Here is a 26,460-nt window from a genome sequence, read left to right on the forward strand (position 1 = left end):
CGTGCTCGGATGAGGGCCGGCCGGGAATCTTTCGTCGCGCAGGGTACTTTCACTGACGATGGAGGGTGCACTCGTCGCGATCGCGGTACTGGCGGCGGCCACGGTGTTCGGGGTCGTCCGGCGGCGCCGTGACGGCGTGCTGCGCCGGCAGAAGGCGGGCAAGGCGGGTTCGGAGAAGGCTGGAGCGCGTGGCGTGAACGGGGCGGACGAGCGGCTCGAAGCCGCCGATCTCGGCGGTGCGGAGCTCGGCGCCCGCGCCACCCTCGTGCAGTTCTCCAGCGCGTTCTGCGCCCCCTGCCGCGCGACACGGCGCGTCCTGGGCGAAGTGGCCGACATGGTGGACGGTGTCTCACATGTCGAGATCGACGCCGAGCATCACCTCGACCTCGTGCGCCGGCTGAATGTGATCCGCACCCCAACCGTGCTCGTGCTCGACGGGGCCGGAACGATCGTCCGGCGAGCCGCTGGACAGCCCCGCAAGGCCGATGTCATCGCCGCTCTGGGCGAGACGATCACCTCGTGAGCGGCGGCCCGTTGACCTGCGCGAAGAGCGCGTCCGGTGTCTCGAAAGCCGAGACAGATGTGACAGCCCGGCAAAAGTCGGCTTACCATCGACCCGTGCGTTACTGGACAGAGCAGATGCTCACGAAGCGCCGCGCGGTCGACTTCTGCCGCCTGGCCGCTTCGCTCTGTCGCATGGCCTGAGGCATCGAGCCCGTCTTTTTCCCGAGGGCTTCGCCCAGGCCGTTCCGGCCCCTCTGAGCAATCGGCTGATCTCTGCTCGTACGCACTCTTCTCCGCACAGGAGCATCCCGATGCAGGTCGACCCGAGAGGGCAGCGCTTCGCCGCGGCCGTCACGACCATCGTCCTCATCGCCGTCCTGGTGCAGGGGAGCTGGATACTGCTGGCCTGCCAGGCGCTGGTGTTCGCACTCGGCAGCCTCTTCGGTCTGCGGTACGCCCCGTACGGGATGGTCTTCAAACTGCTGATCCGGCCCCGTCTCGCCCCGCCCGGGGACTACGAGGACGCCGCCCCGCCCCGGTTCGCCCAGGGCGTCGGGCTGGTCTTCGCCCTGGTGGGAACGGCCGGTTACGCCATGGGGATCGAATGGCTCGGCATCGGTGCCACCGCCTTCGCGCTGGGGGCGGCATTCCTGAACGCGGCGTTCGGGTTCTGCCTCGGCTGCGAGATTTATCTGCTGATCCGCCGTATTTCACCGAAGAAGCATTCCGACTGGGAGGTTCCCGTATGAGCCGCGCCGACGTTCTGGTGGACGCCGAGTGGGTGGAGTCCAACCTGGACGCCCCCGGCCTTGTTCTCGTCGAGGTCGACGAGGACGTGTCCGCGTACGACAAGGGCCACATCCGTGGCGCCGTGAAGATCGACTGGAAGACCGAGCTGCAGGACCCGGTCCGCCGCGACTTCGTCGACAAGACCGGGTTCGAGCAGCTGCTGTCCGCCAAGGGCATCGCCAACGACGACCTGGTCATCCTGTACGGCGGCAACAACAACTGGTTCGCCGCGTACGCGTACTGGTACTTCAAGCTCTACGGCCACGAGAAGGTCCAGCTCCTCGACGGCGGCCGCAAGAAGTGGGAGCTCGACTCCCGCGAGCTGGTCACCGACGTGCCGACCCGGCCGGCCACCGACTACAAGGCCAAGGACCAGGACCTCACCATCCGGGCCTTCCGCGACGAGGTCGTCGACGCCATCGGCACCCAGAACCTCATCGACGTGCGTTCCCCCGACGAGTTCAGCGGCAAGCTGCTCGCCCCCGCCCACCTGCCGCAGGAGCAGGCGCAGCGGGCCGGCCACGTGCCGACCGCGCGCAGCATCCCGTGGTCCAAGGCGGCCAACGACGACGGCACGTTCAAGTCCGACGAGGAGCTCCGCGAGCTCTACACCGCGGCCGGCGTCGACCTCAACAACTCGACCATCGCCTACTGCCGCATCGGCGAGCGGTCGTCGCACACCTGGTTCGCGCTGCGCGAGCTGCTCGGGCTCGAGGACGTGAAGAACTACGACGGCTCGTGGACCGAGTACGGCTCGCTCGTCGGCGTCCCGATCGAGCTCGGCGAGGCCAAGTAAGCAGAGAGCTCGGCGAGGCCAAGTAAGCAGTGGCCGAGCAAGGCTTTCCGTCCCTCAGCGGAGTCGAATCCCGCCTCGTGGCGGAGAAGGAGGAGAAATGACTCAGGGCTGCGCAGCGCCCGCGCAGACGGCGCATCTTCCGGCGACCGTCGACCTGAACAACGAAGCCGTCATCCAGGGCACGGTCACCCGTGACGGTGCCCCGGTGTCCAGCGCCTACGCCCGGCTGCTCGACTCGACCGGTGAGTTCACCGCCGAGGTCGTCACCGGCGACGAGGGCGTGTTCCGGTTCTTCGCCGCCGATGGCGACTGGACCGTCCGCGTGCTCGCCGCCGGCGGCGTGAGCGTGGACAATGCCGTCACCGCCAAGGTCGGCGAGGTCGCCGCCCTCGAGGTCGCGATCTGAGCTGAGGCCGGTCACGGCCGCCAGGCCGTCCAGCCGAACACGACGAACCCCGTCACCCGCGTTCCGCGGGCGGCGGGGTTCGTCGTGTTCGTGGTTGTTCGTCCCCTTGTCGGCGCTGGTCGATAGCATTTCCGGGATGTTCGAACTGTCGGCGCGCTCTCCGCTCGTCCTGCCGTGGGCCACGCTCAAGCTCGCGGCACGCTTCGCGCTGCCGCTCGCCCTGTGGTTCACCGTCGGTGAGCTGCTGCGCTACGGGGCGATGTACGGCGGATACAAGGCAGGGCAGGGCAAGGGCGTCATCGCGACGGTCACACCGCTCCTGACCATCGGCGTGCTCGTGATGATCAGCCTCGCCATCACCGTGGCGATGGTCCACTGCGTGCGCGAGGGCCTGGACGTGGTGCACGCCCGCGAGGCCGACGGCGATCTGACCCCGTGGGCGGTGGGCAACGACGAATCGGCGATCGACGCCCTCAACCGGGCCGTCCTGCCGTTCGTGATCTTCTACCTCGCGTGGGGCATGATGCGCGACGACGCCGTCGAGTTCGCCGACGCCGCGGTGAGCCGCGGGATCGCCGAGGGCGGCATCCAGGGCGCCACCGAGGCCCTCGGGCTCGCCATCGAGGTGGGCGAGCACATGAAGCTGGCGATCGGGCTCACGATCGGCTTCATCGTGCTCAAGATCCTCGGCGAGTGGCTGCTGCGGGACCGGCTGCGGCGGGTGTCCGGCCTGCTGCTGGCGTTCATCGAGATCAACTTCGCGCTGGCGGCGCTGTTCACCATCGAGCACGTGCGCGGCGAGATCGGCGACTGGATCACCCAGCGCGAGGTCTGGCGCTGGATCACCGAGGTCGCCGGCGACGTCCTGGCGCTGTGGCCGTCGTTCAAGCACGCGGTGCTGGGCGGCCTGATCTGGCTTGTGATCGCCGGTGTGATCCTGGGCCTGGACGCCACCGACGAGGAGGTCGTGCTCGGCCAGAGCCGGACGGCCCGGCGGCTGGCGCGGGCCAGCGGCCTGGCCCGCACCGGCGGCTCACGCGCCGAGGGCTTCCGCGAGCTCGTCACCCGCGGCTTCCGCGAGATGTGGCTGCCCGCCTGGTACGGGCTCCGGCTGGTCCGGCGGTCCGGCCTCGTCCCGTTCGCGACGTTCGCCGCCCTGTTCACGGGGCTGGACGTGGGCGAGGTCATGACCCGGCGGCAGATCTACGAGCTGATGGGCCCGCACGACGCGTCCTGGTGGGCGGTCAGCCTGCCGTTCGTCGGCTTCGGCACCGGGATGGTGTTCGAGGCGCTGCGGATCTGCCTGCTGGCCGCCGCGTTCAACCTCGTCGTGACCAGGGTCATGGTGCAAACCGCAGCGAAGGCCGGGGCGCCCCCCGCTTCTCAGGCTCCCGCGGCGCCAGGATCTCCAGCGTCACCGAGTCCGCCTTGGAGCGGGGCACCGTCGCCCGGACGGTGATCTGGTTCGGCGTGCTCGCGCGCGGCAGGCCCGACGCGTCCCACCAGTGTCCCTCGGAGTCACGGACCCGGTAGCCGATCCCGTAGCCCTTGATCGCCTTCGCCCCGGCGGCGTCCAGCGGCCGCGCCGCCAGCGTCAGCCGCAGCTGGGCCACCTCGGGGTCGGCACCGGTGAGGGGCGGATCGACCGTGCGGCCCGTCACGCGCCACTCGATGCCGGCCAGCACGCCCGGGGCCCCGCGAGCCACGGAGGTCACCTTCTCGGGAGGCTCGAACACCTTGCGGACCTCGTCGTGCGACTCCACCCAGTGGAAGCCGAGGAGCAGCGAGGCCAAGCAGACCAGCGCGATCACCTCGATGAACCGCCGCTCCCCGCTCCGCAGCCACTCCCGCCGCGGCGGCGTCTCCTGCTCGCTCTCGTTCTCGCCCTGCCGGGGGTCGGGCCGCGTCTCTTCGTAGGGGTCCCGCTCGGCTCGCGTGCCACCTTGAAATGCCCTCTGCTGACCCGGCTGCCCCTGGGAAGCGCCTTGAGGCTGAGGTTGCGGTGGTTGCCGGGGCGCGTTTCCCGGGTGCGGGGCCTGGCGATGCCTGCCGGGCGGTGGGCCGGGCGGCCAGGGAGGCTGCGCGCTCATGGGCGCACCCCGGAAAGGTCGTAGTTCTGGGCGGCGCCGCGGATCATCTCCTGCGCCCGGGTCTTGCCGATCCCGAGGTCGACCTCGGTGGCGGCGTTGGGAGCGACGAACAGGCTGCTCTGGCTGATCACGACCCGGGCCCCGGCCAGGCGGTCCTTCGGAATCTCGAAGTAGAAGAGGAACTTGCCCCAGAGAAGCGGCGCGAAGTCCGAGGGGCCGAGGCCGCCGTAGACGCTGAAGCGCTGGGTCTTCTTGTACGAGTAGCCGTCCGGGGTCTCCAGGACCGCCGTGCCGAGGCTCACCGGCTTCTTCTGGGCCATCGCGCGGCCCGACACGACGACGAAGACGCCGTCGGTGCGGACCGGCGGCTGGGTGCTGCCCGTCGGGCCCTGCTTCAGCGAGCCGGCCACCACCACCCGGTCGACCCGGAGCTTGAATTCACTGTTGGTGATCACCTTGCCGACCTCGCCCGCGGAACGGATCGGGTCGAGCACCTCCGCCTCGACCTCGGGCTTGAGCGAGTAGAACCACATGGCGGCCGCGAGCAGCGCGCAGCCGATCACACCGGCGCCGCCCCGGACCAGCAGGATCTGTGCCCTCATGGCCCCACCACCGGAAGGGTGAGGAGGCCCGCGAGCCGGCCGCCCGTCCTGTCGGTCACGCGCCACCGGTAGGACTTGTCGTTGAAGCCGTGGCCGTACTCCCAGCCGAGCACGCCCACCGTGAACTGCTTGGGGGCGTCCGCCGGGCCCATCCGCCACATCGCCGTGGCCTCGACCGGCAGGCCCGGCTCGATGGCGCTGACCTTGATGCCGGCCATGGTCCCGTCGGTGTCGTCCGGCGGGACCCACGTGCCGGCCTTGGTGCGGGCCGCGATGCCGTCCCGGAACCCGCCCGGCCCCAGCGACGCGCTCTCCTTGTCGTTGTTGACGACGCGCGTGCGCACCACGACGTACCGCTCCGGCTTCTTGTCGAAGATCGTCCTAGCCGTCCGGACGCGCGCATCGAGCACCGTGACGGTGAACTTGCCCGCGTCCACGGATTGGCCGGGTGCCCGCCTCGGCTGCTGCGGCGTCCGGTCCAGCCCTCCGGTCAGCCACACCACCGGCAGCAGGACGGCGATGACGCCGGCCACGGCCGCGGGCACCAGAAAGCGCCGCCCCGTCGGCCCGTCGGCCTGCTGAGAGGCCGGGGGGAGCGGCGCAACCGGAGAAGTGGGCTGCATGTCGCCAGATGCTAACGCCTGCGGGCCGATTGTGGTCATCGCGGGAACTTTGGGGGAACGTGGCACGAGATCCGGCGCTCGAGCGTCAGAATTGTGCTCGAATCACTGCTATCCAACCGGTTCACTTTGACACCCGCGGAGCTTCGCCGGGAGTGGGATGACGAAGCGTTCACATGTGGCGGCCATAACGCTCGTGGGCGTGCTGTCGGGTTGTGGCGGCCAAGGGCCCAGCGACGTCAATTACGCGGTGGACGCGCTGGCGGGCGCCTGCGCCGACACGAAGACGGTCGTCGTCGACTGCGGCGACGACAAGGCGAAATGGCGGGTCCTCGGCAAGCGCAACGTCGGGCAGCGACCTCCCGGCAACGGCGACCCGGTGTCCGGCGGGGCCGCCACGACCTTCTGCGCGGACTTTCCGGGAGCGACCGTCATCGCGTGGTCGGACAAGTACACCCAGCTCGGCGACGACTCCAAGAGATTCAGGGTCGTCTGCCTCCAGCCCCTCTGACGACGAGCTCCTCCGGCGATCGAGCTCCCCTGACGACCAACCCCCTGACGACGAAGCCGAAAGCGGGAACATGGGCAACCAGATCCAGGTCAATCCCGAGCGCATCGCCAAGCACGGCAAGGACCTCCAGGAGACCGTGTCCACGACCCTGAAGGGCGGGCTGGACAAGCTCAACGCCGGCGGCACGGTCGAGGGCGGCGACTTCAGCATCACCGGGACGCTGGCGTCGGTGGCGTATCCCGGCGCCCTGCAGTTCGCCTTCGAGGACCTGAAGACGCATCTGGAGATGCTCACCGACATGGCGAAGAAGATCGACACGACCGCGCGGAACTACGCCGCGTCCGAGCAGAGCAGCAAGGTCTGAGGGGACGGGGTCATGGGCGCGTTCAACTCCTACAACACGCTGATGGGCACCGCGCAGCTCGAATGCGGGCTGGCCATGTTCATCCTGCCGCCGGCCGTGATGATCAACTTCCAGTTCAAGTCGAGCCAGGGCAATCCGGTCAACCTGGAGCTGGCGTCCACGGCCTGGGACGACACGGTCAAGGCCATCGAGAAGACCGCGACCGAGCTCCAGCAGTCGGTGTCGAGCATCACCCCCCTCGACTGGACCGCCGACGACAGGGTGGCCTACGAGAAGAAGGTCCAGGAGTTCCTCGCGCAGCTGGAGATCCTGGGCACCTTCGTGCAGGCCGTCGGCATCGCGCTGGAGGTCTACGCGTGGGCGATGATGGTCTACGCGATCTTCGCGGTCGCGATGGGGACGTTCCTCGCCGCGCTCGCCGCCGTCGCCGCCGCGGCGCTCGCCGGGATCATCACCGCCCCCGTCACCGCCACCTGCGAGGCCATCGCGGCGACGTGCCTGACCATCACGATCGTGGCGACCGGCATCCAGGCGTTCATGGCGCAACTGGCCGCCATCGTCTTCCAGGGCGGCGCGCTGCTCGCCGCGGTCGGCTCCGCGGCCCACGGCAACGACCAGGCCATGGCCGACTACAAGCAGGCGCAAGCGGTCGGAGCCGCCGCCGCTGCCGCCAACCTGGCGCAGAACGCGGTCAACGCGGGCCTCAACCTGGCCGGCGCGCGGGCGCCCGCACCCGGTGCCAGCTCCTCGCCGCTCAAGGCGGTCGACTTCGACGCCGACCGCAACGCCAACCAGACCTGGAACGTCGGCGGCGGCGCCACGTTCTCCGCCGGCGGTGTCGACCACACGGTCGGCGGTCACGTGAAGTACGGCGATGAGGGCTTCGCCGGCGGTGACCTGTCGTACAAGGGCAAGCACAGTGCCAGCGGCGCGACGGTGGGCGGGAACGTCGAGTACACCGACGAGGACGGCATCGGCAAGGGCAAGGACGGCAGCGTCAAGTACGGCGCCAACGGGGGCATCGAGACCCCCGGCTCGTTCAAGACCAACCCGTCGAACCCCGGCTCCAGCTACAGCGTGCCCCTTCCCACCGGCGGGATCAGCGGCGGGATCAGCGGTTCGCACGACTTCGAGACCGGCAAGGGCAAGATCGAGGGCAACGTCGGCGGCACGGTCAACGGCGGCGACGTCGGCAGGGTGACCGGGTCGCACCAGTACGACGGCCAAGGACACAGCTACAACAGCGGCAAGGTCGACACCCCGTTCGGCACCATCGACGACCAGGACGACAAGCCGCCGTGGGAAAAGTAGATGGACATCTTCACCTCGCCGACGGTGCGGATCGAGCAGCTGTCATCGCGGCTCGACTACCAGATCAGCGACGGCGGGACGCCGCTGGGCCGGGCCACGCAGGTGGCCGGGCCCAAGCCGCGTAAGGGCCCGCTCAGCCTGTTCGGCTCGGGCCTTCAGGGTGCCCGGGTCGTCGTCCAGGTCTCCGGCCTGGACGGAGCGCCGCTCTTCTACGTCGATCGCCAGGACGCCGCGCCGGTGGCGATCGTGGCTCCCGACACGACCCTCATCGGCAGGCTCGTCGAGGCCCGTCCGCAGGCCGCCCCGGGCGCCGGGTTCCGCGCCGCCGTCCACGCCGTCCTCGCTCAGGCAGGCCCTGCTCAGACGCACCACTTGATGGACGCTCACGACCGCCCGCTGGCCACGGTCAACTGGGACATGCGCGTGGAAGGCGCCTCGGAACACCGTCGCTGGGTGGCTGTCGGCGGCGCGTTCAGCGCCCCGAACGGCCAGCGGATAGCCCGCGTCGACATCCGCGAGGCCGCTTTCAAGGACCAGTACACCCTGCATCTTCACCACCGGCTCCCCGAACCCCTGAGGACGCTGGTCATCGCCACCCCGCTGGCCTTCGACCTGATCCGCACCTGACGCCGGCGGAGTGCACGGCCTGGCGAACGCCTGGCGGGTCAGCGGACGCGGCGCGTGGGGGTGGCGTCTTCGTCGGAGAACGTGACCTGGCCGGGCTTCCAGCCGCGGCGGCGGCCCGCGGGGATCACCATGCCGGCGGCCACCACGAGCCCCGCCAGGGCGAGGCCGCCCGCGCCGATGCCGAGGGCGACGTTGCGGGTGACCGGGTCGACCTTCTCGCGCCTGGGCAGCGTCAGCGAGCCCGGCTCGGAGACCGGGGCGAGGGGCGCGTTGAGGTCGACGACCGCGGTGACGGCCGTCAGGGGGTTGATCTGCCCGGCGCCGCTGCCCGGGCCCTTGTTGCCCAGGGCGGTCGCCTCGATGCGCTTCTTGATCTGCGGGCCGGTCAGCTTGGGATGGGCCTGCTTGACGAGGGCCGCGACCCCGGCGACGAACGGGGCGGCGAAGCTCGTCCCCTCACCCTTGACGATGTAGCCGCCGTCCGGCGCGATCGTGAGGATGTCCTTGCCGGGGGCGATGACCGAGACGCGGGTCTGCGCGTTCGAGAACTGGGTCACCTGGCCGTCGTGGCCGAACGCGCCGACGGAGATCACGCCGGGATACTGCGCCGGGAAGGCGGGGGTCGGGCGGCCCTTGCGTTCCGGGTCGATGTTGCCCGCCGCGGCGACGACCACGATGCCGCGGGACAGCGCCTCCCTGATGACGGCCCGCAGTTGCGGATTGTCGCCGTGGGTCTCCGAGGAGATGTTGATGACGTCGGCGCGGGCGCCGATCGCGGCCCGGACGCCCTTGACGAGCAGGCCGTCGTCGTTCTTGGTCGCGCTCGCCGCGTACTTGATCGGGATGATCGTGGCGTCGGGGGCGACGCCGACGAAGAGGCTGTGGCCCTTCCTGGCGCCGATGATGGCCGCGACCTCGGTGCCGTGGCCGACGCAGTCGGTCTTGCCCGTCCTGGTGACGTCGATGGTGGGCGCGAACTTCAGCTGGGGGTTCCTGGCGTCGGAGCCACTGTCGATCACCGCGATCCGGACGCCGCGCCCGGTGGCGTGCTCGTGGGTCTGGTCGAGGGGCAGCGTCTGCTGGGGCCAGGGCGCCTGGCTGATCTGATCCTTCGGATAGTTGCCGCGCTCAGGGTCGCACCGTTCGGGGGCCGCCGCCTCCGCCGCCGAGGGCATCGCGAGCTGTGACATAAGACACATGGCCACGGCCGTGACCGCCGTCCACCTCATGCCCCGCCTCCACATCCGAACCTGTCGATCCCAGAAACTCTAAGGGATCCGGCGCCGTGATCCGGGGCGGAGGGTCCAGAAGCAGCACATTCGGGCGGTGCGTGAACATTCGATCACTCTCATGAACATCGCACGCTCATGTCATAAGCTGCCTCGAACGTTCGGAGTGATCTTCCGCGACTCGTGTGCGGTTGACCTCGGGCAGGCGCCGAGTGAGAGGCACAGGGGTGGGCGGCGAACTACAGATCGACTCGCAGCGGATCGCGCAGCACGGCAAGGACCTGAAGGAGACCTTCGTCCCCGCGCTGGAGAAGATCGGCGAGGACATGAGCAAGGACGGGGTGTTCAACCTCGAGGGCGGCGCGTTCAGCGTCACCTGCACGATGGCCTCGGTGACCTACCCGGGCGCCGTCCAGTTCCTCTTCGAGGACCTCAAGACCCACATCGAGATGCTCGGCGACTACGCCGGCAACATCGAGACGACGGCGAAGAACTACCAGGGCGCCGAAGACGGCAGCAAGGTCGTCTGACCCGACCCCCGCACGTCCTCGAAACGACCCGCCACGTACGGAGGAGACTGAAGCATGGGAGCCGGGAGAGCGCTCGGAGCCGTCGAGACCATGATGGACACGGCCACCACCGAGGCCGGGACGGCGGCGTTCGTGCTGCCGCCCGCCGCGCTGGTGACGTTCGAGTTCAAGATTTCCACCGGTGACGCGCCGGCGCTGGACGTCGCGGGCCAGGCCTGGCGCGACGCCTCGGCGGCGATCCAGAAGCTGATCTCCGAGCTGCCGCAGAACGTGCAGGGCATCCCGGCGCAGGCCTGGACCGACACCGCCCGGCCGCAGTACGAGGCGAAGATCCAGGAGTTCTGCTCCCAGCTGGAGGCGCTGGAGGCCTACTGCCAGGCCGTCGGCGTCGCGCTGACCACGGTGGCCTACGCGCTCTTCACCTACGCCATCTTCGCGATCGCCATGGGAACGTTCCTGGCGGGCCTCGCGGTCGCGGTGATCGCGGCGGCCGCCTCGGTCGTCGGCTCCCCGGCCATCGCGGGCATGCAGGCCACGGCCGCGACCTGCCTCACCATCACCCACGTCGCCACCGCGATCCTCGCCATGTGCGGGCAGATCGTCGCCGCGATCCTCGCCGGCGGCGCGCTGCTCACCGCCGTCACCGAGAAGGGCCGCGGCAACGACCAGGCCCTCGACGACTTCATGCAGGCGCAGGCGACCGGTGCGGCGGGCGCCGCGGCGAACCTCGCCCAGAACGTCGCCAACGCGGGCCTGTCGTTCGTCAACCGCTACCAGGACGCGGCGACCATCCCGGGCAGCAAGGTCAAGCCGCCGAAGGGCGTCCCGCTGCAGGAGGTCGACTTCGACGCCGACCGCGGCTTCGACAAGACCTGGAACGTCGGCGCCGGCGCGACCATCGAGACCGGTGCCGGCGGCACCCACGAGGTCGGCGTCAACGGCAAGAAGGGTGACGGCGAGGCCTGGGGCGTCGGCGGCGAGTACAAGTACGAGGGCCCGCTGGGCAACTCCGGCGGCGTCAAGGGCGGCTACGAGCAGGACCAGGACGGCAAGCCGCAGTGGAACGTCGAGGCCGAGGGCCAGAACAAGGCGGGCGTCGGCGGCAACGTCGGCTATGAGCACGACGACAAGGGCCACGACAAGGTCAAGGGCGGCGTCACCGTCGAGGACCCCACCGGCAGCGTCAAGGGCGGCGTCGAGGGCAACGTCAACGCCGACACCGGCGAGTGGGGCGGCAAGGCCAACGGCCAGTACGCTCCCGGCGGCGCCCAGGTCGCCCAGGGCTCCGGCGAGGTGACCGGCCAGGGCTGGAACGTCAACGAGGCCAACGGCGACCTGCAGCCGCCCTGGGAGGTCCGGTAAATGGGCGACATCTATGCTTCGCCCGTCCTGCTGGTCGATCAGCCGAAGGACGAGAACAGCTACGTCATCACCGATCCGGACGGCGGCCCGCTGGGCCACGGCACGCGGGTGATGGGCGAGCAGCCCAAGAAGAGCTGGCTGCGCCGCAACTTCGAAGGCCCGCAGGCCATGGGCCGCGCGGTCGTCCGGGTCGACCGCCCGGACGGCACTCCGCTGTTCTTCGCCGACCGGGCGGAGGCCTCCAGCGATCCGACCGACCTGCAGGGGCCGCCGTGCGCCGTCGTGGCACCGGACGGCCAGCTCATCGGCCGGTTCGAGTTCAATCTCCAGTCGACCGCGGAGAGCTTTCTCGAGGGCGTGCGCGGCCCGCTGGCCGGGGGCGGCGGAGCGGTCACCGAGTCGCACCGGGTCTTCGACGCCGCTGGTGAGCTCGTCTGCGACGTCGTGTGGGAGGAACTGCAGTACGGGACCGCGCGGGTCAGCAGGTTCCGCTACGAAGACCTGGAACGCCCCTTGGGCGGCCGCTTCTGCACGTTCTACGACAGGAACAGGACGGCGCTGGCCCGTCTCGACAGCCACCAGCCGACCTGGTCGAACAAGGACAGGTACGAGCTGGAGCTCAACTACCAGCTCCCCGAGCCGCTCCGCACCCTGATCCTCGCCGCTCCCATCGCCCTCGACCTGTTGCGAAGCTCGGAGTAGCCGCAGATGGGCAACCCACCGCAGGAGCCCTACCCCGGCTTCGACGACAACGTCCACGCGCAGTACGACCAGCAGGTACAGCAACGTGCCGAGCGGGCCGCCGCGCAAGCGGGCCGGCCCGTCCAGCGGGTCGATCCGCTGGACGTCATGCGAGGCCGTGTCGACGTCCCGGGCCTCGCACCGGAGACGCAGGCGGCGTATGAGCAGGCCCAGGGCAAGCTGAACCGGAAGTTCATCGGCCTCGCCGCCTTCTTCGGCGTCCTCCTGCTCCTCGGCATCGCGGCAGTGGCAGGCAAGCTCCTCTAAGGCAGGCAGTTCCTCTGGGGCGGGCCGCGCCTTCTAGCGCGACAGCACAACGTCCAAGGCAAAGACGTCGGCCCCGGAACGAACGCGTCGTTCCGGGGCCGAGGCTCTTCAGGGCTACCGCTGGTAGTTGCCGGGGTGGCCGGGGCCCTTGTAGTTGTCCATGGCCTCCTTGGCGCGCTGCTGCTGGAGGCCGAGCTCGCGGGCCAGGTCCTTCATCTGGCCGGCGAAGCCGTTGGCGATCTTGTCAAGGGAGGCGAGGGCCGCGGAGGGGTCCATGGCCTTGTCCGGGTCTTCCGACATCTTGAACATCGCCTCGCTCGCCTCGCGGACCTTCGTCTGGAAGTCGGCGGAGGCGGCGTTGACCGCGAGCTTGATCTGCTCGGTCAGCTCGAAGGAGGGCAGCCGCAGCGCGCGCGGGTCGATGTCGAGGCGGGTGAGCCCGCCCTTGGCCGTGAACTCGGCCAGGATCCGGCCGTCGGCCGCCTCGCCCTTGCCCACGGCCTCGTCGATGCGCTCCTTCATCTTGGTGAAGTCGCCCATGTTCTGTTCCATGTCGCGCTGGAACCGCTCGAAGCCGCTGCCGAGGCTGAAATCGGCCATCTGACCAAACCTTTCTAGGGAGCTTGCGGAGGGTGGCGAGCTTTCGGAAGGAGCCGGGATCACTCCTGGTGGACGGTCTGCACGAGCCGGGTGCCGCCGCGGCGGTCGATGAAGTACCCGCGGCCCGGCGGCAGCGCGTGGGCCTTGATGTTGCCCAGGATCACGCCCTCGTCCTTGTTGCCGGACATGAGCAGGCCGGGCGAGCCCATCTCCTTGATGCGCTGCATGATCGGGTCGTACATGCCGCGGCCGGCGCCGCCGAACGCGCGCGACACGATCACGTGCAGGCCGATGTCGCGTGCCTGCGGCAGCAGCTCGGCGAGCTGGGTGACCGGGTTGTTGGACGTGGCCACCAGGTCGTAGTCGTCGATGACCAGGTAGAGGTCCGGGCCGCTCCACCACGACCGGTCCCGGAGCTGGTCCGGGGTGAGGTCGGCCGGTGGGAGGCGGTTCTTGAGGGCGCCGACGATGTCCTTGACCAGCGACGCCGCGGCGGTCGAGGACGCGGCGTAGCCGATGCGGTGCTCGGTGTTGGCGTGGTCCAGCAGCGACCGCCGGTAGTCCAGGAAGATCATCCGGGCCTGTTCCGGCGTGTACCGGTCGACGATGCCCTGGACGATCGTCTTCAGCATGTTGGACTTGCCGCTCTCGGTGTCGCCGATGACGAGGAAGTGCGACTCCTGCGAGAAGTCGAGGTACACCGGCGACAGCGAGTCCTCGTCGATGGCGAACGGGATGCGGTTGCCGCTCTCGGCCGCCGCGGGCAGCTGGCTCACCGGCAGCACGGACGGCAGCATCCGGACCTTCGGCGCCCCGGGGCCCTGCCAGTTGCCCCCGACGGCGCCGACGAACTTGCGGACGCCGTCGGAGAGGTTCTCGCCGTTCGGCTCGCCGTCCAGCCGCGGCAGCGCCGACAGGAAGTGCAGCTTGTCGCGGGTCAGACCGCGGCCGGGCCGCCCCTCCGGCACGTTGACCGCGAGCTTGCGGTCGACCTCGGACTCGTACGGGTCACCCATCTTCAGTTCGAGCTTGCTGCCGAACAGGTCACGGATCGTGGTGCGGAACTCCGACCACTTGTTGACCGTCGCGACCACGTGGATGCCGTAGCCGAGGCCGCGCGCGGTCAGGTCGGTGATGACGGGTTCGAGGTTCTCGTAGTCCTGGCGGAGCGTCATCCAGCCGTCGACCACGAGGAACACGTCGCCGTAGCCGTCGCCCGGGATCTCGCCCGCGTTGCGCATCCGGCGGTAGGTGGCCATGCCGTCGATGCCGCGCTCGGCGAACTCCCGCTCGCGGCGTTCGAGCAGCGAGGTGACCTCGGCGACGGTGCGGCGGACGCGGTCGGTGTCGAGCCGGTTGGCGACACCGCCCACGTGCGGCAGGTCCTCGAAGGCGGCGAGCGTGCCGCCACCGAAGTCGAGGCAGTAGAACTGCATCTGCTGCGGCGTGTGCAGCATCGCCAGCGAGGCGATGAGCGTGCGCAGCATCGTCGACTTGCCGCTCTGCGGGGAACCGGCGATGCCGACGCTGCCGGCCGCGCCGGACAGGTCGACGTACATCGGGTCGCGGCGCTGGTGGAACGGCCGGTCGATGATGCCGACGATCGCGTGCAGCTTGTTGCGCCACGCGTCGTTCTGCGTGGTCAGCCCCAGCCCCGGGACCACCGCCAGCGTCGGCAGCAGCTCGTCGAGCGTCGGCGGCGCGTCGAGCGGCGGCAGCCAGATCTCGTGCGCGGGCGGGCCGTGCCCCTCCAGCTGCTTGACGACGACGTCGAACAGCGAGGCCGTCGGCTCGTTGCTCTCGTCCTGCTGCTGCTCCTCCGGCTCCTCGATGATCTGGGGCCGGATGTAGTCGGGGATGTACGGCACGATCTGCCGGACGTGCTGCTTGCTGCCCTTCTTGGCGGCGGGCGCGAGGTCCTCGGTGGCCGGGCCGGAGACATAGGCGGCGCGGAACCGGGTCATCGACTCGGTGCCGAACTTCATGTAGCCGTGGCCGGGCGCGGAGGGCAGCTCGTACGCGTCCGGGGAGCCCAGGACGACGCGCGACTCCTGCGCCGAGAAGGTCCGGAGACCGATGCGGTACGAGAGGTGGGTGTCGAGGCCGCGCAGCTTGCCCTCTTCGAGGCGCTGCGAGGCCAGCAGGATGTGCACGCCGAGCGACCGGCCCAGCCGGCCGATCATGACGAACAGGTCGGCGAACTCGGGCTTGGCGCTGAGGAGCTCGGAGAACTCGTCCAGCACCAGGAACAGCGTCGGCATGGGCGGCAGCTCCGCCCCCTGCTCGCGCGCCTTGTTGTAGTCGCGCAGCGAGGCGTAGTTACCGGACGAGCGCAGATACTCCTGGCGGCGCACCATCTCGCCCTCCAGCGCCGCGTACATACGGTCGACCAGAGGAAGCTCGTCTTCGAGGTTGGTGATGACGGCCGAGACATGGTGGAGGTTGTCCATGCCCAGGAACGTCGCGCCACCCTTGAAGTCGACGAGCACGAAGTTGAGCTCTTCGGACGAGTGCGTGACGGCGAGACCGAGCACCAGCGTGCGCAGCAGCTCGGACTTACCGGAACCGGTGGCCCCGATGCACAGGCCGTGCGGGCCCATGCCGCCCTGCGCCGACTCCTTGATGTCCAGGGAGATCGGCCGGCCGTCGGGGTCGATGCCGATGGGGACGCGCAGCCGGTTGCGCGGCGCGCGCGGCCGCCAGACGTCGCGCACGTCGACGGTGAACGGGTTGTCGATGCCGAGCAGCGAGGTCATCGTCGTCGCCGACGCGAGCGCGTCCTCCTCGAAACCGCCCTGGGCCGCGCTGGCCCGCAGCGGGGCCAGCTGGCGGGCGAGCGCCTCGGCCTGCTGCAGCGTGATCGAGTCGGGCTTGCCGAGGCGGGTGCCGACGTCCTTGCCGGTGCGGTCCTTGGTCAGGCGGGCGATCCGCTCCTTCTGCACGGCCAGCCGCAGCGTGATCGACTCGTGCACCTGGGCGGACGACCCGGTCAGGTCGATGATGCAGACGCCCTCGATCGCGTCGGCGGCGAGCTGGGAGTCATAGGACGCCTGCCCGCCGTCCATGATGATGATGTGGTAGGGCAGGTCGTCGGCGGAGAGGCCGGGCTGGAACCGGGGGCGGTCCTTGACCGACTGGCCGAACATGGCCTCCAGCGAGGTCATGCTCTCGCTCATCAGCCGGACCTGGCCGGCGGCGTCGTACTCGGTGGGGTGCTGGCTGTGCGGCAGCCACTTGACCCACTGCCACCACGGCATGCGCTCGCGGGACGCGCACACCGAGATGTGCACGTCGTCGGGGGAGTGGAACGCCGCGATCTGCATGAGCATGGCGCGGACCATGCCGTAGACGGCCTCGGGGTCGCCCTGCGGGACGACGCGGGCGAACGACCGGATGTTGGCCGCGATCGGCAGGTTGGGCACGTTGGCGTGCGTGCGCATGAACCGGCGGAGCGCGCCGGCGCTCATCGGCTCCAGGTCCTCGACCGGCTTGGTCTCGGGGGCGATCAGCTCGACGGCCAGCTTCTGGGCGCCGGTGCCGAGGCGGACCTGCCCGAAGTCGTCGTCGGAGGGGCGGCGCTCCCAGAGGCGGGCGCTCATCACCAGCGACCACAGGCCGGCGGGGTCGGGGCTGCCCCACTCCAGGGCCTCGCGCTGCTGCTTGGCCGCGTTCCGCACCTTGCGCCGCACCTGGCCCAGATAGCGCAGGTAGTCGCGGCGCTCGTTGTTGAGCTTGACCTTGCGCTCGCCGCCGGTCTTGCCGACCTGGCCGAGCATCATGCCGAACATCGAGATCGCGAACATGCCGCCCGCCGCGTACTGCAGCGGGCCGCCGCCGCGGCCGACCATCATGAAGACCATGGCGCCCGAGCCCGCGAGCATGGGCAGATACGTCATGACCGCCGAGAAGCCCTGGGGGACCACCTCGGGGAGCTCGGGCGGAGACTCCAGCAGAATCTCGCCCCGCGGCATCGCAGGGGGTTTCCGCCGGTCACGACGGCGGACGAGAACCGTGCTCACGCTTCGTTTCCTTCCACCGGGGACCCGGAGTGGGAGCCTCGCCCGCCTCCCGCCCGGCAGGGACCGGGCGGTCGCGATCGCCGGCGTCTCCGGGTCACCTGCTTGCGCACGCTGTAACGACTCGAGCAAACAAATCAAGCAAATGGTAGTGGTCATGACCCCCTGGTGAGAGCCCGATTCGTCACGTTCTTGGGCGATCATGGGCGGTTTCGCCCATGGGGCAGGCGGTTCAGGACGGTTTTGTGCCCTGACGCCGTTCATTGCGTAATCTTGGCCAGATCACGTCCCCGAACGTGATCAGCGGTCGCGGGGTGTGACCAGCGGCATCTCCCGGCTGCTGGCGCCACCGGCATGCCACCATGCAGAGTGGTCGTCCCCCGCCCATCGGTGGAACCCCTGTCCACCTGTCCCGGACAACTGCGAGGAAGTCGTGAGCGCGCCCCCTGGAGCCGACATCTGCAGGATCACGGTCGTCGGGCCGAAACGGCGAGTCGACATCGCCGTTCCTGCGGATGCCACGTTCGCCGAGCTCTACCCCACGATGCTGCGTTACGCAGGCCAGGACCTCGCCGACGCCGGTCTGGCGCACGGCGGCTGGATTCTGCAGAAGCTCGACCAGGCACCGTTCGACCCGTCGGCCACACCTGGCCAGGCGGGGCTGCGGGACGGTGACCTCATCTACTTGCGGCCGCGGATGTCGCAGATGCCCGACCTCGCGTTCGACGACGTCCCCGACGTCGTCGCCACGGCGGTCAACGACCGTCCGGGCCGGTGGCGGCCCGAGAACGCGCGGACGTTCGCCCTGGGCTGGGGGGCGACGGGCCTGGGCGTCGGCGCGGTCACGTTGCTGCTGGCCGGCCCCAACTGGATCGTGCCGGCCGCGGCCGCCGGCGGCATCGCCCTGCTCCTGATCATCGGCGCGATCGCCCTGTCGCGGGCGGCCGGCGACGCCGGGGCCGGCGCGATGCTGGGCTACGGAGCGATCCCGTACGCCTTCCTCGCCGGCGTGCTGGCGCCCGCGCGCGACGACACGCTCTCCCAGCTGGACGCCCTGCACCTGACGGCGGGCTTCGGCGCCGCGGTGCTGGCGGCCACGATCTGCGCCTTCGCGATCTCCGACGGCCTGCCGGTCTTCTACGGCACCGCCGCCGCGACCCTGCTGGGCGCCATCACCACGGCGCTGGCGCTGGTCTTCGACTACGACGCGGCGGGCGTCGCCGCCATCACCGTCGCGGTGTCGCTGGCCTTGACGCCGCTGCTTCCGGGTGTCGCGTTCAAGCTCGCCAGGGTGGCGCTCCCGCCGGTTCCGAGCAGCGCCGAAGACCTGCGCCGCGACACCCTGATGGTGGACGGCCAGCAGGTCCTGGCGCGCTCGTCCGCCGCCGACCGGTTCGTCACCGGCGGCGTCTCGGGCATGGGACTGGTCGCCCTCGGCGCCTCGCTCCCGCTGGCGCTCGACAGCGGATGGGTCTCGCCCACGATGGCCGTGGTGGTCGCGCTGGCCATGCTGCTGCGCGCCCGGATGTTCCGCGGCCGGGCACAGAAGCTCTGGATGCTCATCCCCGGCATCACCGTCCTGGCGGTCCTCGCCATCGGCACCGCGTTCACGACGGACTCCCAGGTCTTCCTCCTGGCCGGTGTGCTCGCCCCCGCGCTCGTCGTGTCGGGCATCGCGGTCGGCGTCGGCATCTGGCTGCCCAAGAACCGGCTCACCCCCTTCTGGGGCCGGGCCGGCGACATCATCGAGATCCTGCTGGTGGTCGCGCTGATCCCGCTCGCGCTGGGCGTCAGCGGCGTCTTCGAGTGGGTCCGCGGCCTCGCGGGCTGAGGGGGCAGGGGTAGATGCAGACCAAACGCGACCTCCTGCAGGCGCACCAGCTGATGACCCAGCGCGCCTCGCAGGCGCTGATCCTGGGCGAGCCGGACAACCCTGAGCAGCCCCTCAAGCGGCTCAACATCGGCACGTTCTCCGGCATCATGGCGGCCGTCCTGGTCGCGGCAGGGTTCGGCGTCGCCGGCCTGCTCATGGGCGGCGGCGGCAAGGGTCTCGACGACCCGCAGATGCTCCTGATCGAGAAGCAGACCGGCACCCGGTACGTCTGGTGCACGCCGCAGGGCCAGGCTGAGAAGGTCCTGTGCCCGGTGGCCAACTACGCCTCCGCCAAGCTGGCGGTCGGCGGGCAGGGCAAGCAGAAGTCGGTGTCGTCCAAGTCGTTGTCGAAGTTCGCGCGCGGGCCGGTCATCGGCATCGCCGGCGCGCCCGACAGCATCCCCGACCGCAAACGCCTGGTGGGCGGCCCATGGTCGGTGTGCGTGCGCACGGTCACCGGCAAGTCCGGCCAGCCCCGGCCCGCCGTCTCCCTGGTCGGCGGCAAGAACGTGGGCGGCCGCGCGCTCGACGCCAGCGCGGCCGTCGTGGTCAGCTCCGCCGGAACGGACTGGCTCGTCTACAACAACCAGCGGCTGAAGGTCAGCGAGGGCGGCCGCACGGTCCTCGGCAACACCCAGCCGGTGCCCGTCTCGCCGGTCTTCGTCAACGCGATGCCCGAGGGGCCCGCGTTCGGCCCGCCCGACCAGGTCAGGAACGGCTTCGGCCGCCAGGTGAACGCGCAGGGCGGCGCGACCGGCAAGCAGGGCCAGGTCTTCCACGACCAGTCCAACGACCGTTACTACGTGCTGATGCCGGACGGCTACGCCTCGATCACCAAGATCCAGGCCTCGCTCATCCAGTCGATGCCCGAGTACGCGAACATGCCTCCGCTGTCACCGGTCCAGCCGGCCCAGGTCACCGCGAACCCGTCGCGGCAGGTGCTCTCCTCCCGCGGTCTCCCGGACAAGCAGCTCCAGCCCGTCCGGTACGACCAGAAGGAAGCCCTCTGCGTGGTCTACAAGAACCTCGGTGACGGCATGACCGCGCCACAGCTGACCGTCGGCGGCGGCACCGACCTGCCCGTCCCGACGACGCAGGGCAGCGGCGGCGTCGACAACGTCGTCCTGCCACCGGGCAGCGCGGTGCTGGCGGGCGCACTGGTCACCAACGAGCAGGCGATCAGCAGCTACTACTTCATCTCCGACAACGGCTGGAAGTACGCGGTGAAGAACGCCGACGCGGCCAAGGCCCTCGGCTACACGATCTCGGCGGACAGCAGCAGCGACGTCGAACCGGTCCCCGCGGCCTTGCTGCAACTGCTCAAGGAGGGGCCGGCGCTGGCCCTCCTCGACCCGAACAATCCACCCCAACTCAACACGCAAGGGAACGTGGGCCAGTAGTTCCAGGCGACCTGTCCGGTAACGGGCATGGCCGGAAGCGGCACCCGGGGCGAGCCGGTCGTCCGCTGACACCGTCCTTCCAGGTCAGGTTCGGTTGCACGGAGTCTGGCAAGAAGCTGTGAGTTTGCCGGTTCGTCTCTTAAAAGATCACATCGTCCCGGCTGGGATTGGTAGCTTTACCTGCTGTTCCACCGGGCTTGACACGACGGAGGTGTAGGGCGTGGGTCAGGCGTTCAGCACGAACTACGCGACCATGCAGCAGGCCGAGGCTCTCTTCAAGAACAAGCACAAGGAGATGACCTCGCTGCTGGACTCCCTGGAGGCCGACCTGCAGAGCGGGCTGGCCCGATGGCAGGACGACGCGCGCGACGCCTACTTCGAGCAGCAGGGCAAGTGGGACAAGGCCGCCCGGGAAGCGGCGAAGGCCGTCGACGAGTTCTCCACCGCGGTCCGGACGGCGCACGACAACTACAAGACGGCCGAGAACTCCAACACCGGCATGTGGGCGTGACCGTTTCGCCGCACTTTGCAGCGGCAGTGTCACCATGTGTGGTTTGGTGGCAAAGCCCCGCTTGGGGTAGATCGACAGTGATGCGGACGTTGCCGTAATCTGGTAATGCCCTGGCGGCACAGGCCGCTGGGCACACCGGGCAAGGTGTGGCTCCCGAAAAATTTTGATCAGCTCGGCACCGACGGGGCTCGCGCCGCATCTAAGACAAATCAGAGACACGAGGGAGGATGACTGATGGCTCAAAGCTCTTCGGTCGACAGAGCAGAGATGGCTCAGGCGGCCCAGCGGGTCGAGTCTGCGGCGCAGGATTTGCACAAGATGAGGGGCGACCTGAGCTCTGAGCAGCAGCAGCTTCAGGGTCAGTGGGTCGGCGAGGCCTCCAGTGCCTTCACCAAGGTCTACAACGAGTTCGACGGCGAACTGGGCAAGGTCATCACGGCGCTCGAGACGCTGCACGAGAAGATGTCGCAGGCCAAGATCAACTACGAGGCCAGCGAGCAGCAGCAGACCGAGGACGTCAACCGGCTCAACTCCCTGCTCAACGGCTGACGCCGTCCGAGCAACAGACCTGAGGCACGGAGGAACCCATCATGGGCCAGAGCTTTAGCTCGATGAACTTCGGCGCTATGCAGCAGGCATACGCCGCGTTCCAGCAGAAGTACACCCACATGCAGTCGGAGCTCGACGACCTCGAGAAGTCGGTCGAGCAGAAGCTGGGGCAGTGGGAGGACGACGCCAAGAACGCCTACATGGACGCCAAGCGTCAGTGGGAGGCCTCGGCGGCGGACATCGGCCGCATCATCAACGCGCTCGGCACGGTCATCAACTCCTCGTCGGAGACCGGCCAGTCCACCATGCGCGCCAATACCCAGATGATCGGCGGCTGACCCGTCCGGCATCTCCGGCCGCCCACCCGTTCGCCGGGCGGGCGGCCGGATCCGGGTCCGTCCCGGGGTCGGCGGACGGGCTTGAGTAAGAGCAGGCAAGCAGAGAGCAGCGGGCGTGTTCAGCCCGCAGGAGGCTGACATGGTTTTGGACGGCGGCGGGGGCAGCAGCGACACCTTCTACCTGGACGGGTCCTGGCCCGGGCTCGAGGCGACCAAAGACGTCGACATCGACAAGGACGAAGTCGAGCGGATCCTGAAGGAACTGCGAGCCGACTACGAGGGCTTCTCCAACGGGAGCGGCACCGTCAACGACCTGCAGTCCAAGGGCAACATCAACACCGCGCACCTGGGCAACTACCCCGCGGCCCAGAGCCTGCAGGCGAGCACCCAGGCCACGTACAACCAGTTCACCGCCCAGTACAACAGCTTCCTGAACAGCTACGAAGCGATCATCACGGCCCTCGAGAACGCGGTGAAGGGCTACAAGGACATGGAGACCAACAACACCGCGTCCGCCAACGGCGTGACCTCCGGGGGCGGCGGCGGCTCCAAGCCGACGACCGGCAACACGCAGTCGTACGCCTGAGCCGTCCGTAGCGCTCCCTTCGCAGCAGACTTTTCGTAGCACCAGGAAGTGAGACCAGAGCGATGACCGAAAGCAGGCCGCAGACTACCCCGCTGCGAGTCGAGGCCTCCCCACCGGGCGAGTGGGACGGTGGCCTCGACGAGATGAAGCAGATCCTCGAGAGCATGCAGCCCGCCAAGGTGAAGGAGGCGGGCACCGCGTACACCAACGCGGCCGCCAAGTTCGAGACGACCGCCGGACTGCTGCGCTCTCGCGCCGACGCGCTGTCCAAGGTCTGGAAGGGCGAGGACGCCGCCGCCGCGCAGAAGCAGATGCAGCGTCTCAACGCGACCTCCAGGCAGATGGACGCCAAGCTCGGCCAGGCCGGCACGGCGCTCGACCACCACGCGAACCAGCAGATCGAGTTCCAGCGCACCGCTCCCGGTGGCGGCGTCATCCCCAACTTCACCTACACCGACGCCACGGTCTTCGCGGCCGGCGCCGTCATCGCCGGCCCCGCGGGCGGCGTGCTGGCGGTCGGTGGCAAGAAGGTCGCCGACGTCGTCGGTGACCTCACCGGCTGGTGGGACAGCGAGGAGAAGTCCCTCGCCAAGGAGCACATGAAGAAGCTCCAGGACTCCACCATCCAGACGAACAACAACTGGATGCCCAAGGAAGTCACCACCGACCTGCCTTACGGCGGCACCGGCGGCACCGAGTGGCAGAAGCCTCCAGGTACGGATAGTGGCGGCATCCCCGGTGGCGGCGTCCCCGGTGGCGGTATTCCTGGCGGGGGTAGCAAGATCCCCGGCGGTGGCGGCATCCCGGGTGGCGGTGGCATTCCCGGCGGAGGCGGCGGGATTCCTGGCGGCGGTGGCGGCATTCCCGGCGGAGGCGGCGGCATCCCAGGCGGCGGTGGCGGTATCCCCGGCGGGGGTGGCGGTATCCCCGGTGGCGGTGGCGGCATTCCCGGCGGCGGCGGTGGTGGTGGCAGCGACCTCGCCGGTATCCCCGGTGGCGGTAGCGGTCCCGGCGGTATCCCCGGTGGTGGCGGTGGCGGCGACCCGTTCGGCCGTAGCGGCCTGGGTGGCGGCGGTATCCCCGGCGGCGGTGCCGGTGGTGGCGGCGTGCCCGGTGGCGGCATGGGCGGTATGGCCGGTGGCATGCCCGGCGCGGGCATGGGCGGCGCCGGTCGAGGCGGTGCCGGCGCAGGCAAGGGCCGTGGGCTCGGCAAGGGCGGCATGCGTGCCGGTGGCATGGGTGGACCGATGGGCGGCGCCGGTGGCCGTGGCGGCGGCAGCGACGACGAGAACGAGCGTTCCACCTGGCTGACCGAGGACGAGGACATCTGGGGCGGCAGCGACGGTGACGCCGCGCCTCCGGTGATCGGCTGAGCCGTAGCACGGTTTCCGTGAAGATGGACGAGGCGGTGTGAACGGCCCGGTATGCTCCGGGCCGTTCACATCGCTTTCGCGTTAGTGAGGTAGTTGTGCGACGGATGACACGGTTCCTGGCCGCCGCCGGAGCGAGCTCCCTGCTCGCGCTGACGGTCGCGACCCCGGCCGGGGCGGTCCCAGGCCCGCGAAGCGAACAGTGGTGGTTCTCCGCCTGGGAGGTCCAGAAGAAGGTCTGGCCGGTGAGCCAGGGCGCGGGTGTCACCGTCGCGGTCATCGACACCGGTGTGAACGCTCAGCTGCCCGAATTCCAAGGTGGTGTCGTGGTGCCCGGCTCTGACCTCGACCGCGGTTCCGGGGACGGGCGCACCGACACCGATGCCGAGAAGGGTGGTCACGGCACGGGTATGGCCGCGCTCATCGCCAGCCAGGGTGGCCGGACCGGATTCGTCGGGGTGGCTCCACAGGCCAAGATCATGCCGATCACCGCAGGCAACCCCGCGGCGATCGCGAAGGGCATCCGGTACGCCGCCGATCACGGCGCCAAAGTGATCAGCATTTCCCAGGGATTCATCGCCAATCGCGGCTGCCAGCCGGACCTCCAGCAGGCCGTTGGTTACGCGATACAGAAAGACGCTGTCATCGTCGTCTCCGCGGGCAACGAGGGCAACCGGGCCAATCCCTCGAACAATCCCGCGAACTGCGCGGGCGTGCTGGCGGTCGGTGCGGTCGACAACAAGAAGAAGGCCTGGATCGGGACGCAGCGCCAGCCGTATGTCGCGGTGGCGGCTCCCGGAGCTCCGGTCACCAGCGTCGGCCGGAACGGCACTCTCGTCGGGGACGTGATCGGTACCAGTCAGGCCGCCGCCCTCACGTCCGCGGTCGCCGCTCTGGTGCGGTCGAAGCACCCGCAGATGCCGAACCGCGAGGTCGTCCAGCGGATCATCGCGTCGGCCGTCGACGCCGGTCCTCCCGGCAAGGACAACATGACCGGCGCCGGTGTGATCATTCCGGAGCGGGCGCTTAATGCCAACGTGCCGAAGAGCGCGCCGAACCCCGTCTTCGCGAAGTACGACCAGTGGGCCAGGACCCAGCCGCAAGGGCAGGGTGGCCAGACCGGCACTCAGGCGCCGGGCGTCGCCGAGCCGAAGAACAATGACGACCGCAACAGCATCATCACGCTCGTCATCGCCGTGGGCGGCATCCTCGGGGTCGTGCTGCTGGCTGTGGTGATCTTCGTGTTCTCCAAGCGCGGTGGCAAGGGCGGTCCGCCGTCCGGTGGCTTCGGCGGTGGCCCCGGCATGGGTCCGGGCCAGCAGGCCGGCGGTCCGCCGCCCGGCTGGGGCGCCGGAGCGCCCGGTCAGAGCGGGGGATATCCCATGCCGCCCCAGGGGCCGCCCGGACAGCAGGGTCCGCCGCCCAGGTATCGCGGCTGAGGGTCCGGCTGGTCGCTACCATGCAGGAACTGTCAGAGGACAGGCTCCCTAGAGAGGCGATGCGTTGAAGAAGCTGTTGGTCATGCCCGCAGCCGTGCTGGCGCTCGGGCTGAGTGTCAGCGCGTGCGGCTCCGACGACAAGGACTCGGCGGGCAAGGCGTCGAGCAGTCCGTCGGGCGCCGCGGGCTCCACGGCGCCGAGCGCTCCGGCGACCATCGATCCGGGCAACACCGCACCCGGCAGCGGCGCGGGCAACGGCACAGGCGGCGGTGCGGGCAACGGCAGCGGCGGCGGTACCGGCAAGCTGACGCCGGCGCAGCAGAAGATGCACGCCACCTTGGTCAAGGTGGCCAAGTGCATGCGCACCAGGGGTTACACGGTCGACGACCCGAAGCCCGGTGACGTCGGGGTGACGCCCAAGAACGTCAAGGACGCGAACCAGGCCAACAAGGACTCGGCTGACTGCGTCAAGCAGGCGAACGGCGGCTGACTTCTATAGCACGACATAGCGCCCGAGCGTAAGCGGTATTCCTTGTAATGCTGGTCTCACTCGTTCGGGCGTTATTAGTGTTCTCCCATGAGAAGCGTGGGAGCAGTCCTGTTAATGGTCGTCGGCGGTCTCACCCTCGCCATCGGCCTCATCATCGCTCTGGCCTCGGGAAAGAGCTGCACGGCCAGCGACGCGCAGTGCCCGCTCAAGCGCGAGACCTCCCGGAACCTCGCCCTGTCGACCACGATCGCGGGCACCGGCATCTTCGTCGCAGGCGCGGTCGTCTCACTAGGCGCGAGCATCCAACGCGCGTCCGCCCAGACCGCCGCTCCTGTGGCCGTCCATACAGCCGCCGCAGGCGGCCCCTGGCCCGGCCCCGCCGCGCCCCATCAAGCTCCGCCCCCCGTCCAGCCCCAGCCCGGCTACCCGTACCCGCCCCAGCATTCCGGCCCGCAGCACCAGCCGCAGCCTCCAGCGCAGCAGCCGCAACATCCGGGGCAGACTCCGCAGAATCGCCCTGGCCAACCTCCGTCGTAGAC

At 69.6% G+C, this 26,460-nt stretch carries 30 protein-coding genes; 24 read left to right on the forward strand and 6 right to left on the reverse strand.

Features of this window, described 5'->3' with window-relative positions:
* Positions 1 to 58 precede the first annotated feature (58 nt).
* The 6 genes from ACGFNU_RS46185 (at position 59) to ACGFNU_RS46210 (ending at position 3,954) form a co-directional block, all read left to right on the forward strand.
* Positions 59 to 523: a thioredoxin family protein gene (locus ACGFNU_RS46185; protein ID WP_392603063.1), complete on the forward strand. Its 465-nt coding sequence runs from the start codon at positions 59 to 61 to the stop codon at positions 521 to 523.
* A gap of 116 nt (positions 524 to 639) precedes the next feature.
* Positions 640 to 705, forward strand: a complete 66-nt coding sequence (locus tag ACGFNU_RS46190; RefSeq protein WP_360610734.1) for a putative leader peptide — start codon at positions 640 to 642, stop codon at positions 703 to 705.
* A gap of 110 nt (positions 706 to 815) precedes the next feature.
* Positions 816 to 1,253, forward strand: coding sequence for a DUF4395 domain-containing protein (locus ACGFNU_RS46195; protein WP_392603064.1), 438 nt, complete (start codon positions 816 to 818; stop codon positions 1,251 to 1,253).
* Positions 1,250 to 2,089: a sulfurtransferase gene (locus tag ACGFNU_RS46200; RefSeq protein ID WP_392603065.1), complete on the forward strand. Its 840-nt coding sequence runs from the start codon at positions 1,250 to 1,252 to the stop codon at positions 2,087 to 2,089. The genes ACGFNU_RS46195 and ACGFNU_RS46200 overlap by 4 nt, the downstream gene beginning before the upstream one ends.
* Before the next feature lie 97 nt (positions 2,090 to 2,186).
* The gene (locus tag ACGFNU_RS46205; RefSeq protein ID WP_358398584.1) at positions 2,187 to 2,495 is read left to right on the forward strand and encodes a DUF1416 domain-containing protein; all 309 of its coding nucleotides are present in this window, start codon (positions 2,187 to 2,189) and stop codon (positions 2,493 to 2,495) included.
* Positions 2,496 to 2,631: 136 nt separating this feature from the next.
* On the forward strand, positions 2,632 to 3,954 hold the full coding sequence (locus tag ACGFNU_RS46210; protein ID WP_392603066.1) for a hypothetical protein: 1,323 nt from the start codon (positions 2,632 to 2,634) through the stop codon (positions 3,952 to 3,954).
* On the opposite strand, the gene ACGFNU_RS46215 is transcribed toward ACGFNU_RS46210, so the two are convergent.
* The 3 genes from ACGFNU_RS46215 to ACGFNU_RS46225 are packed head-to-tail and all read right to left on the reverse strand — an operon-like array spanning position 3,836 to position 5,810.
* A complete protein-coding gene (locus tag ACGFNU_RS46215; protein WP_392603067.1) occupies positions 3,836 to 4,585 on the reverse strand; it encodes a hypothetical protein in 750 nt (249 codons plus the stop codon). The two genes, ACGFNU_RS46210 and ACGFNU_RS46215, sit on opposite strands and share 119 nt — an antisense overlap.
* On the reverse strand, positions 4,582 to 5,187 hold the full coding sequence (locus ACGFNU_RS46220; RefSeq protein ID WP_392603068.1) for a hypothetical protein: 606 nt from the start codon (positions 5,185 to 5,187) through the stop codon (positions 4,582 to 4,584). Before ACGFNU_RS46220 ends, ACGFNU_RS46215 begins: the two co-directional genes overlap by 4 nt.
* Positions 5,184 to 5,810 (reverse strand): hypothetical protein, encoded by a 627-nt coding sequence (locus tag ACGFNU_RS46225; RefSeq protein ID WP_392603069.1) that lies wholly within the window; start codon positions 5,808 to 5,810, stop codon positions 5,184 to 5,186. The genes ACGFNU_RS46220 and ACGFNU_RS46225 overlap by 4 nt, the downstream gene beginning before the upstream one ends.
* A gap of 157 nt (positions 5,811 to 5,967) precedes the next feature.
* On the opposite strand from ACGFNU_RS46225, the gene ACGFNU_RS46230 reads away from it, so the two are divergent.
* From ACGFNU_RS46230 to ACGFNU_RS46245, 4 genes are all read left to right on the forward strand, one after another.
* Entirely contained in the window at positions 5,968 to 6,318 is a 351-nt protein-coding gene (locus ACGFNU_RS46230; protein ID WP_392603070.1) for a hypothetical protein, read from the forward strand.
* Between the two features lie 70 nt (positions 6,319 to 6,388).
* Entirely contained in the window at positions 6,389 to 6,682 is a 294-nt protein-coding gene (locus ACGFNU_RS46235) for a hypothetical protein (protein ID WP_392603071.1), read from the forward strand.
* Positions 6,683 to 6,694: 12 nt separating this feature from the next.
* A complete protein-coding gene (locus ACGFNU_RS46240) occupies positions 6,695 to 7,993 on the forward strand; it encodes a hypothetical protein (protein WP_392603072.1) in 1,299 nt (432 codons plus the stop codon).
* The gene (locus ACGFNU_RS46245; RefSeq protein ID WP_392603073.1) at positions 7,994 to 8,620 is read left to right on the forward strand and encodes a hypothetical protein; all 627 of its coding nucleotides are present in this window, start codon (positions 7,994 to 7,996) and stop codon (positions 8,618 to 8,620) included. It begins immediately after the preceding gene.
* A gap of 38 nt (positions 8,621 to 8,658) precedes the next feature.
* Here ACGFNU_RS46245 and ACGFNU_RS46250 read toward each other — a convergent pair whose 3' ends face one another.
* Positions 8,659 to 9,810 carry a S8 family serine peptidase gene (locus ACGFNU_RS46250; protein WP_392603074.1) on the reverse strand — a complete coding sequence of 384 codons (1,152 nt, stop codon included), beginning with the start codon at positions 9,808 to 9,810 and terminating at the stop codon, positions 8,659 to 8,661.
* A gap of 251 nt (positions 9,811 to 10,061) precedes the next feature.
* Here ACGFNU_RS46250 and ACGFNU_RS46255 point away from each other — a divergent pair, with 251 nt between their 5' ends.
* Genes ACGFNU_RS46255 through ACGFNU_RS46270 form a run of 4 tightly spaced genes read left to right on the forward strand, consistent with a single transcriptional unit; the run spans position 10,062 to position 12,749 of the window.
* Positions 10,062 to 10,379, forward strand: a complete 318-nt coding sequence (locus tag ACGFNU_RS46255; RefSeq protein WP_392603075.1) for a hypothetical protein — start codon at positions 10,062 to 10,064, stop codon at positions 10,377 to 10,379.
* Between the two features lie 54 nt (positions 10,380 to 10,433).
* The gene (locus ACGFNU_RS46260) at positions 10,434 to 11,741 is read left to right on the forward strand and encodes a hypothetical protein (protein ID WP_392603076.1); all 1,308 of its coding nucleotides are present in this window, start codon (positions 10,434 to 10,436) and stop codon (positions 11,739 to 11,741) included.
* The gene (locus tag ACGFNU_RS46265; protein WP_392603077.1) at positions 11,742 to 12,443 is read left to right on the forward strand and encodes a hypothetical protein; all 702 of its coding nucleotides are present in this window, start codon (positions 11,742 to 11,744) and stop codon (positions 12,441 to 12,443) included.
* A 6-nt stretch (positions 12,444 to 12,449) separates the two neighbouring features.
* Positions 12,450 to 12,749 (forward strand): hypothetical protein, encoded by a 300-nt coding sequence (locus ACGFNU_RS46270; RefSeq protein WP_392603078.1) that lies wholly within the window; start codon positions 12,450 to 12,452, stop codon positions 12,747 to 12,749.
* A gap of 114 nt (positions 12,750 to 12,863) precedes the next feature.
* Here the strand turns inward: ACGFNU_RS46270 and ACGFNU_RS46275 are convergent, their stop codons facing one another.
* Positions 12,864 to 13,349 (reverse strand): YbaB/EbfC family nucleoid-associated protein, encoded by a 486-nt coding sequence (locus ACGFNU_RS46275; protein WP_392603079.1) that lies wholly within the window; start codon positions 13,347 to 13,349, stop codon positions 12,864 to 12,866.
* A gap of 59 nt (positions 13,350 to 13,408) precedes the next feature.
* Entirely contained in the window at positions 13,409 to 17,368 is a 3,960-nt protein-coding gene (gene eccCa, locus ACGFNU_RS46280; protein WP_392603080.1) for a type VII secretion protein EccCa, read from the reverse strand.
* Between the two features lie 430 nt (positions 17,369 to 17,798).
* On the opposite strand from eccCa, the gene eccD reads away from it, so the two are divergent.
* The 10 genes from eccD to ACGFNU_RS46330 all read left to right on the forward strand — a co-directional run bounded on the left by eccD (position 17,799) and on the right by ACGFNU_RS46330 (position 26,458).
* Positions 17,799 to 19,196: a type VII secretion integral membrane protein EccD gene (gene eccD / locus ACGFNU_RS46285; protein ID WP_392603081.1), complete on the forward strand. Its 1,398-nt coding sequence runs from the start codon at positions 17,799 to 17,801 to the stop codon at positions 19,194 to 19,196.
* A 14-nt stretch (positions 19,197 to 19,210) separates the two neighbouring features.
* On the forward strand, positions 19,211 to 20,638 hold the full coding sequence (eccB, locus tag ACGFNU_RS46290; protein ID WP_392603082.1) for a type VII secretion protein EccB: 1,428 nt from the start codon (positions 19,211 to 19,213) through the stop codon (positions 20,636 to 20,638).
* 220 nt (positions 20,639 to 20,858) lie between these two features.
* Entirely contained in the window at positions 20,859 to 21,149 is a 291-nt protein-coding gene (locus ACGFNU_RS46295) for a WXG100 family type VII secretion target (protein ID WP_392603083.1), read from the forward strand.
* A gap of 234 nt (positions 21,150 to 21,383) precedes the next feature.
* Positions 21,384 to 21,698: a WXG100 family type VII secretion target gene (locus ACGFNU_RS46300; RefSeq protein ID WP_392603084.1), complete on the forward strand. Its 315-nt coding sequence runs from the start codon at positions 21,384 to 21,386 to the stop codon at positions 21,696 to 21,698.
* 41 nt (positions 21,699 to 21,739) lie between these two features.
* On the forward strand, positions 21,740 to 22,036 hold the full coding sequence (locus ACGFNU_RS46305; protein ID WP_392603085.1) for a WXG100 family type VII secretion target: 297 nt from the start codon (positions 21,740 to 21,742) through the stop codon (positions 22,034 to 22,036).
* A gap of 139 nt (positions 22,037 to 22,175) precedes the next feature.
* Positions 22,176 to 22,622: a hypothetical protein gene (locus tag ACGFNU_RS46310; protein WP_392603086.1), complete on the forward strand. Its 447-nt coding sequence runs from the start codon at positions 22,176 to 22,178 to the stop codon at positions 22,620 to 22,622.
* A gap of 62 nt (positions 22,623 to 22,684) precedes the next feature.
* The gene (locus ACGFNU_RS46315) at positions 22,685 to 23,995 is read left to right on the forward strand and encodes a WXG100 family type VII secretion target (RefSeq protein ID WP_392603087.1); all 1,311 of its coding nucleotides are present in this window, start codon (positions 22,685 to 22,687) and stop codon (positions 23,993 to 23,995) included.
* Positions 23,996 to 24,099: 104 nt separating this feature from the next.
* Entirely contained in the window at positions 24,100 to 25,431 is a 1,332-nt protein-coding gene (locus ACGFNU_RS46320; protein ID WP_392603088.1) for a S8 family serine peptidase, read from the forward strand.
* 64 nt (positions 25,432 to 25,495) lie between these two features.
* On the forward strand, positions 25,496 to 25,921 hold the full coding sequence (locus ACGFNU_RS46325; RefSeq protein ID WP_392603089.1) for a hypothetical protein: 426 nt from the start codon (positions 25,496 to 25,498) through the stop codon (positions 25,919 to 25,921).
* A gap of 114 nt (positions 25,922 to 26,035) precedes the next feature.
* A complete protein-coding gene (locus tag ACGFNU_RS46330) occupies positions 26,036 to 26,458 on the forward strand; it encodes a hypothetical protein (protein WP_392603090.1) in 423 nt (140 codons plus the stop codon).
* Positions 26,459 to 26,460 lie beyond the last annotated feature (2 nt).

Source organism: Spirillospora sp. NPDC048911 (genome assembly GCF_043198015.1).
Taxonomy (GTDB): Bacteria; Actinomycetota; Actinomycetes; order Streptosporangiales; family Streptosporangiaceae; genus Spirillospora.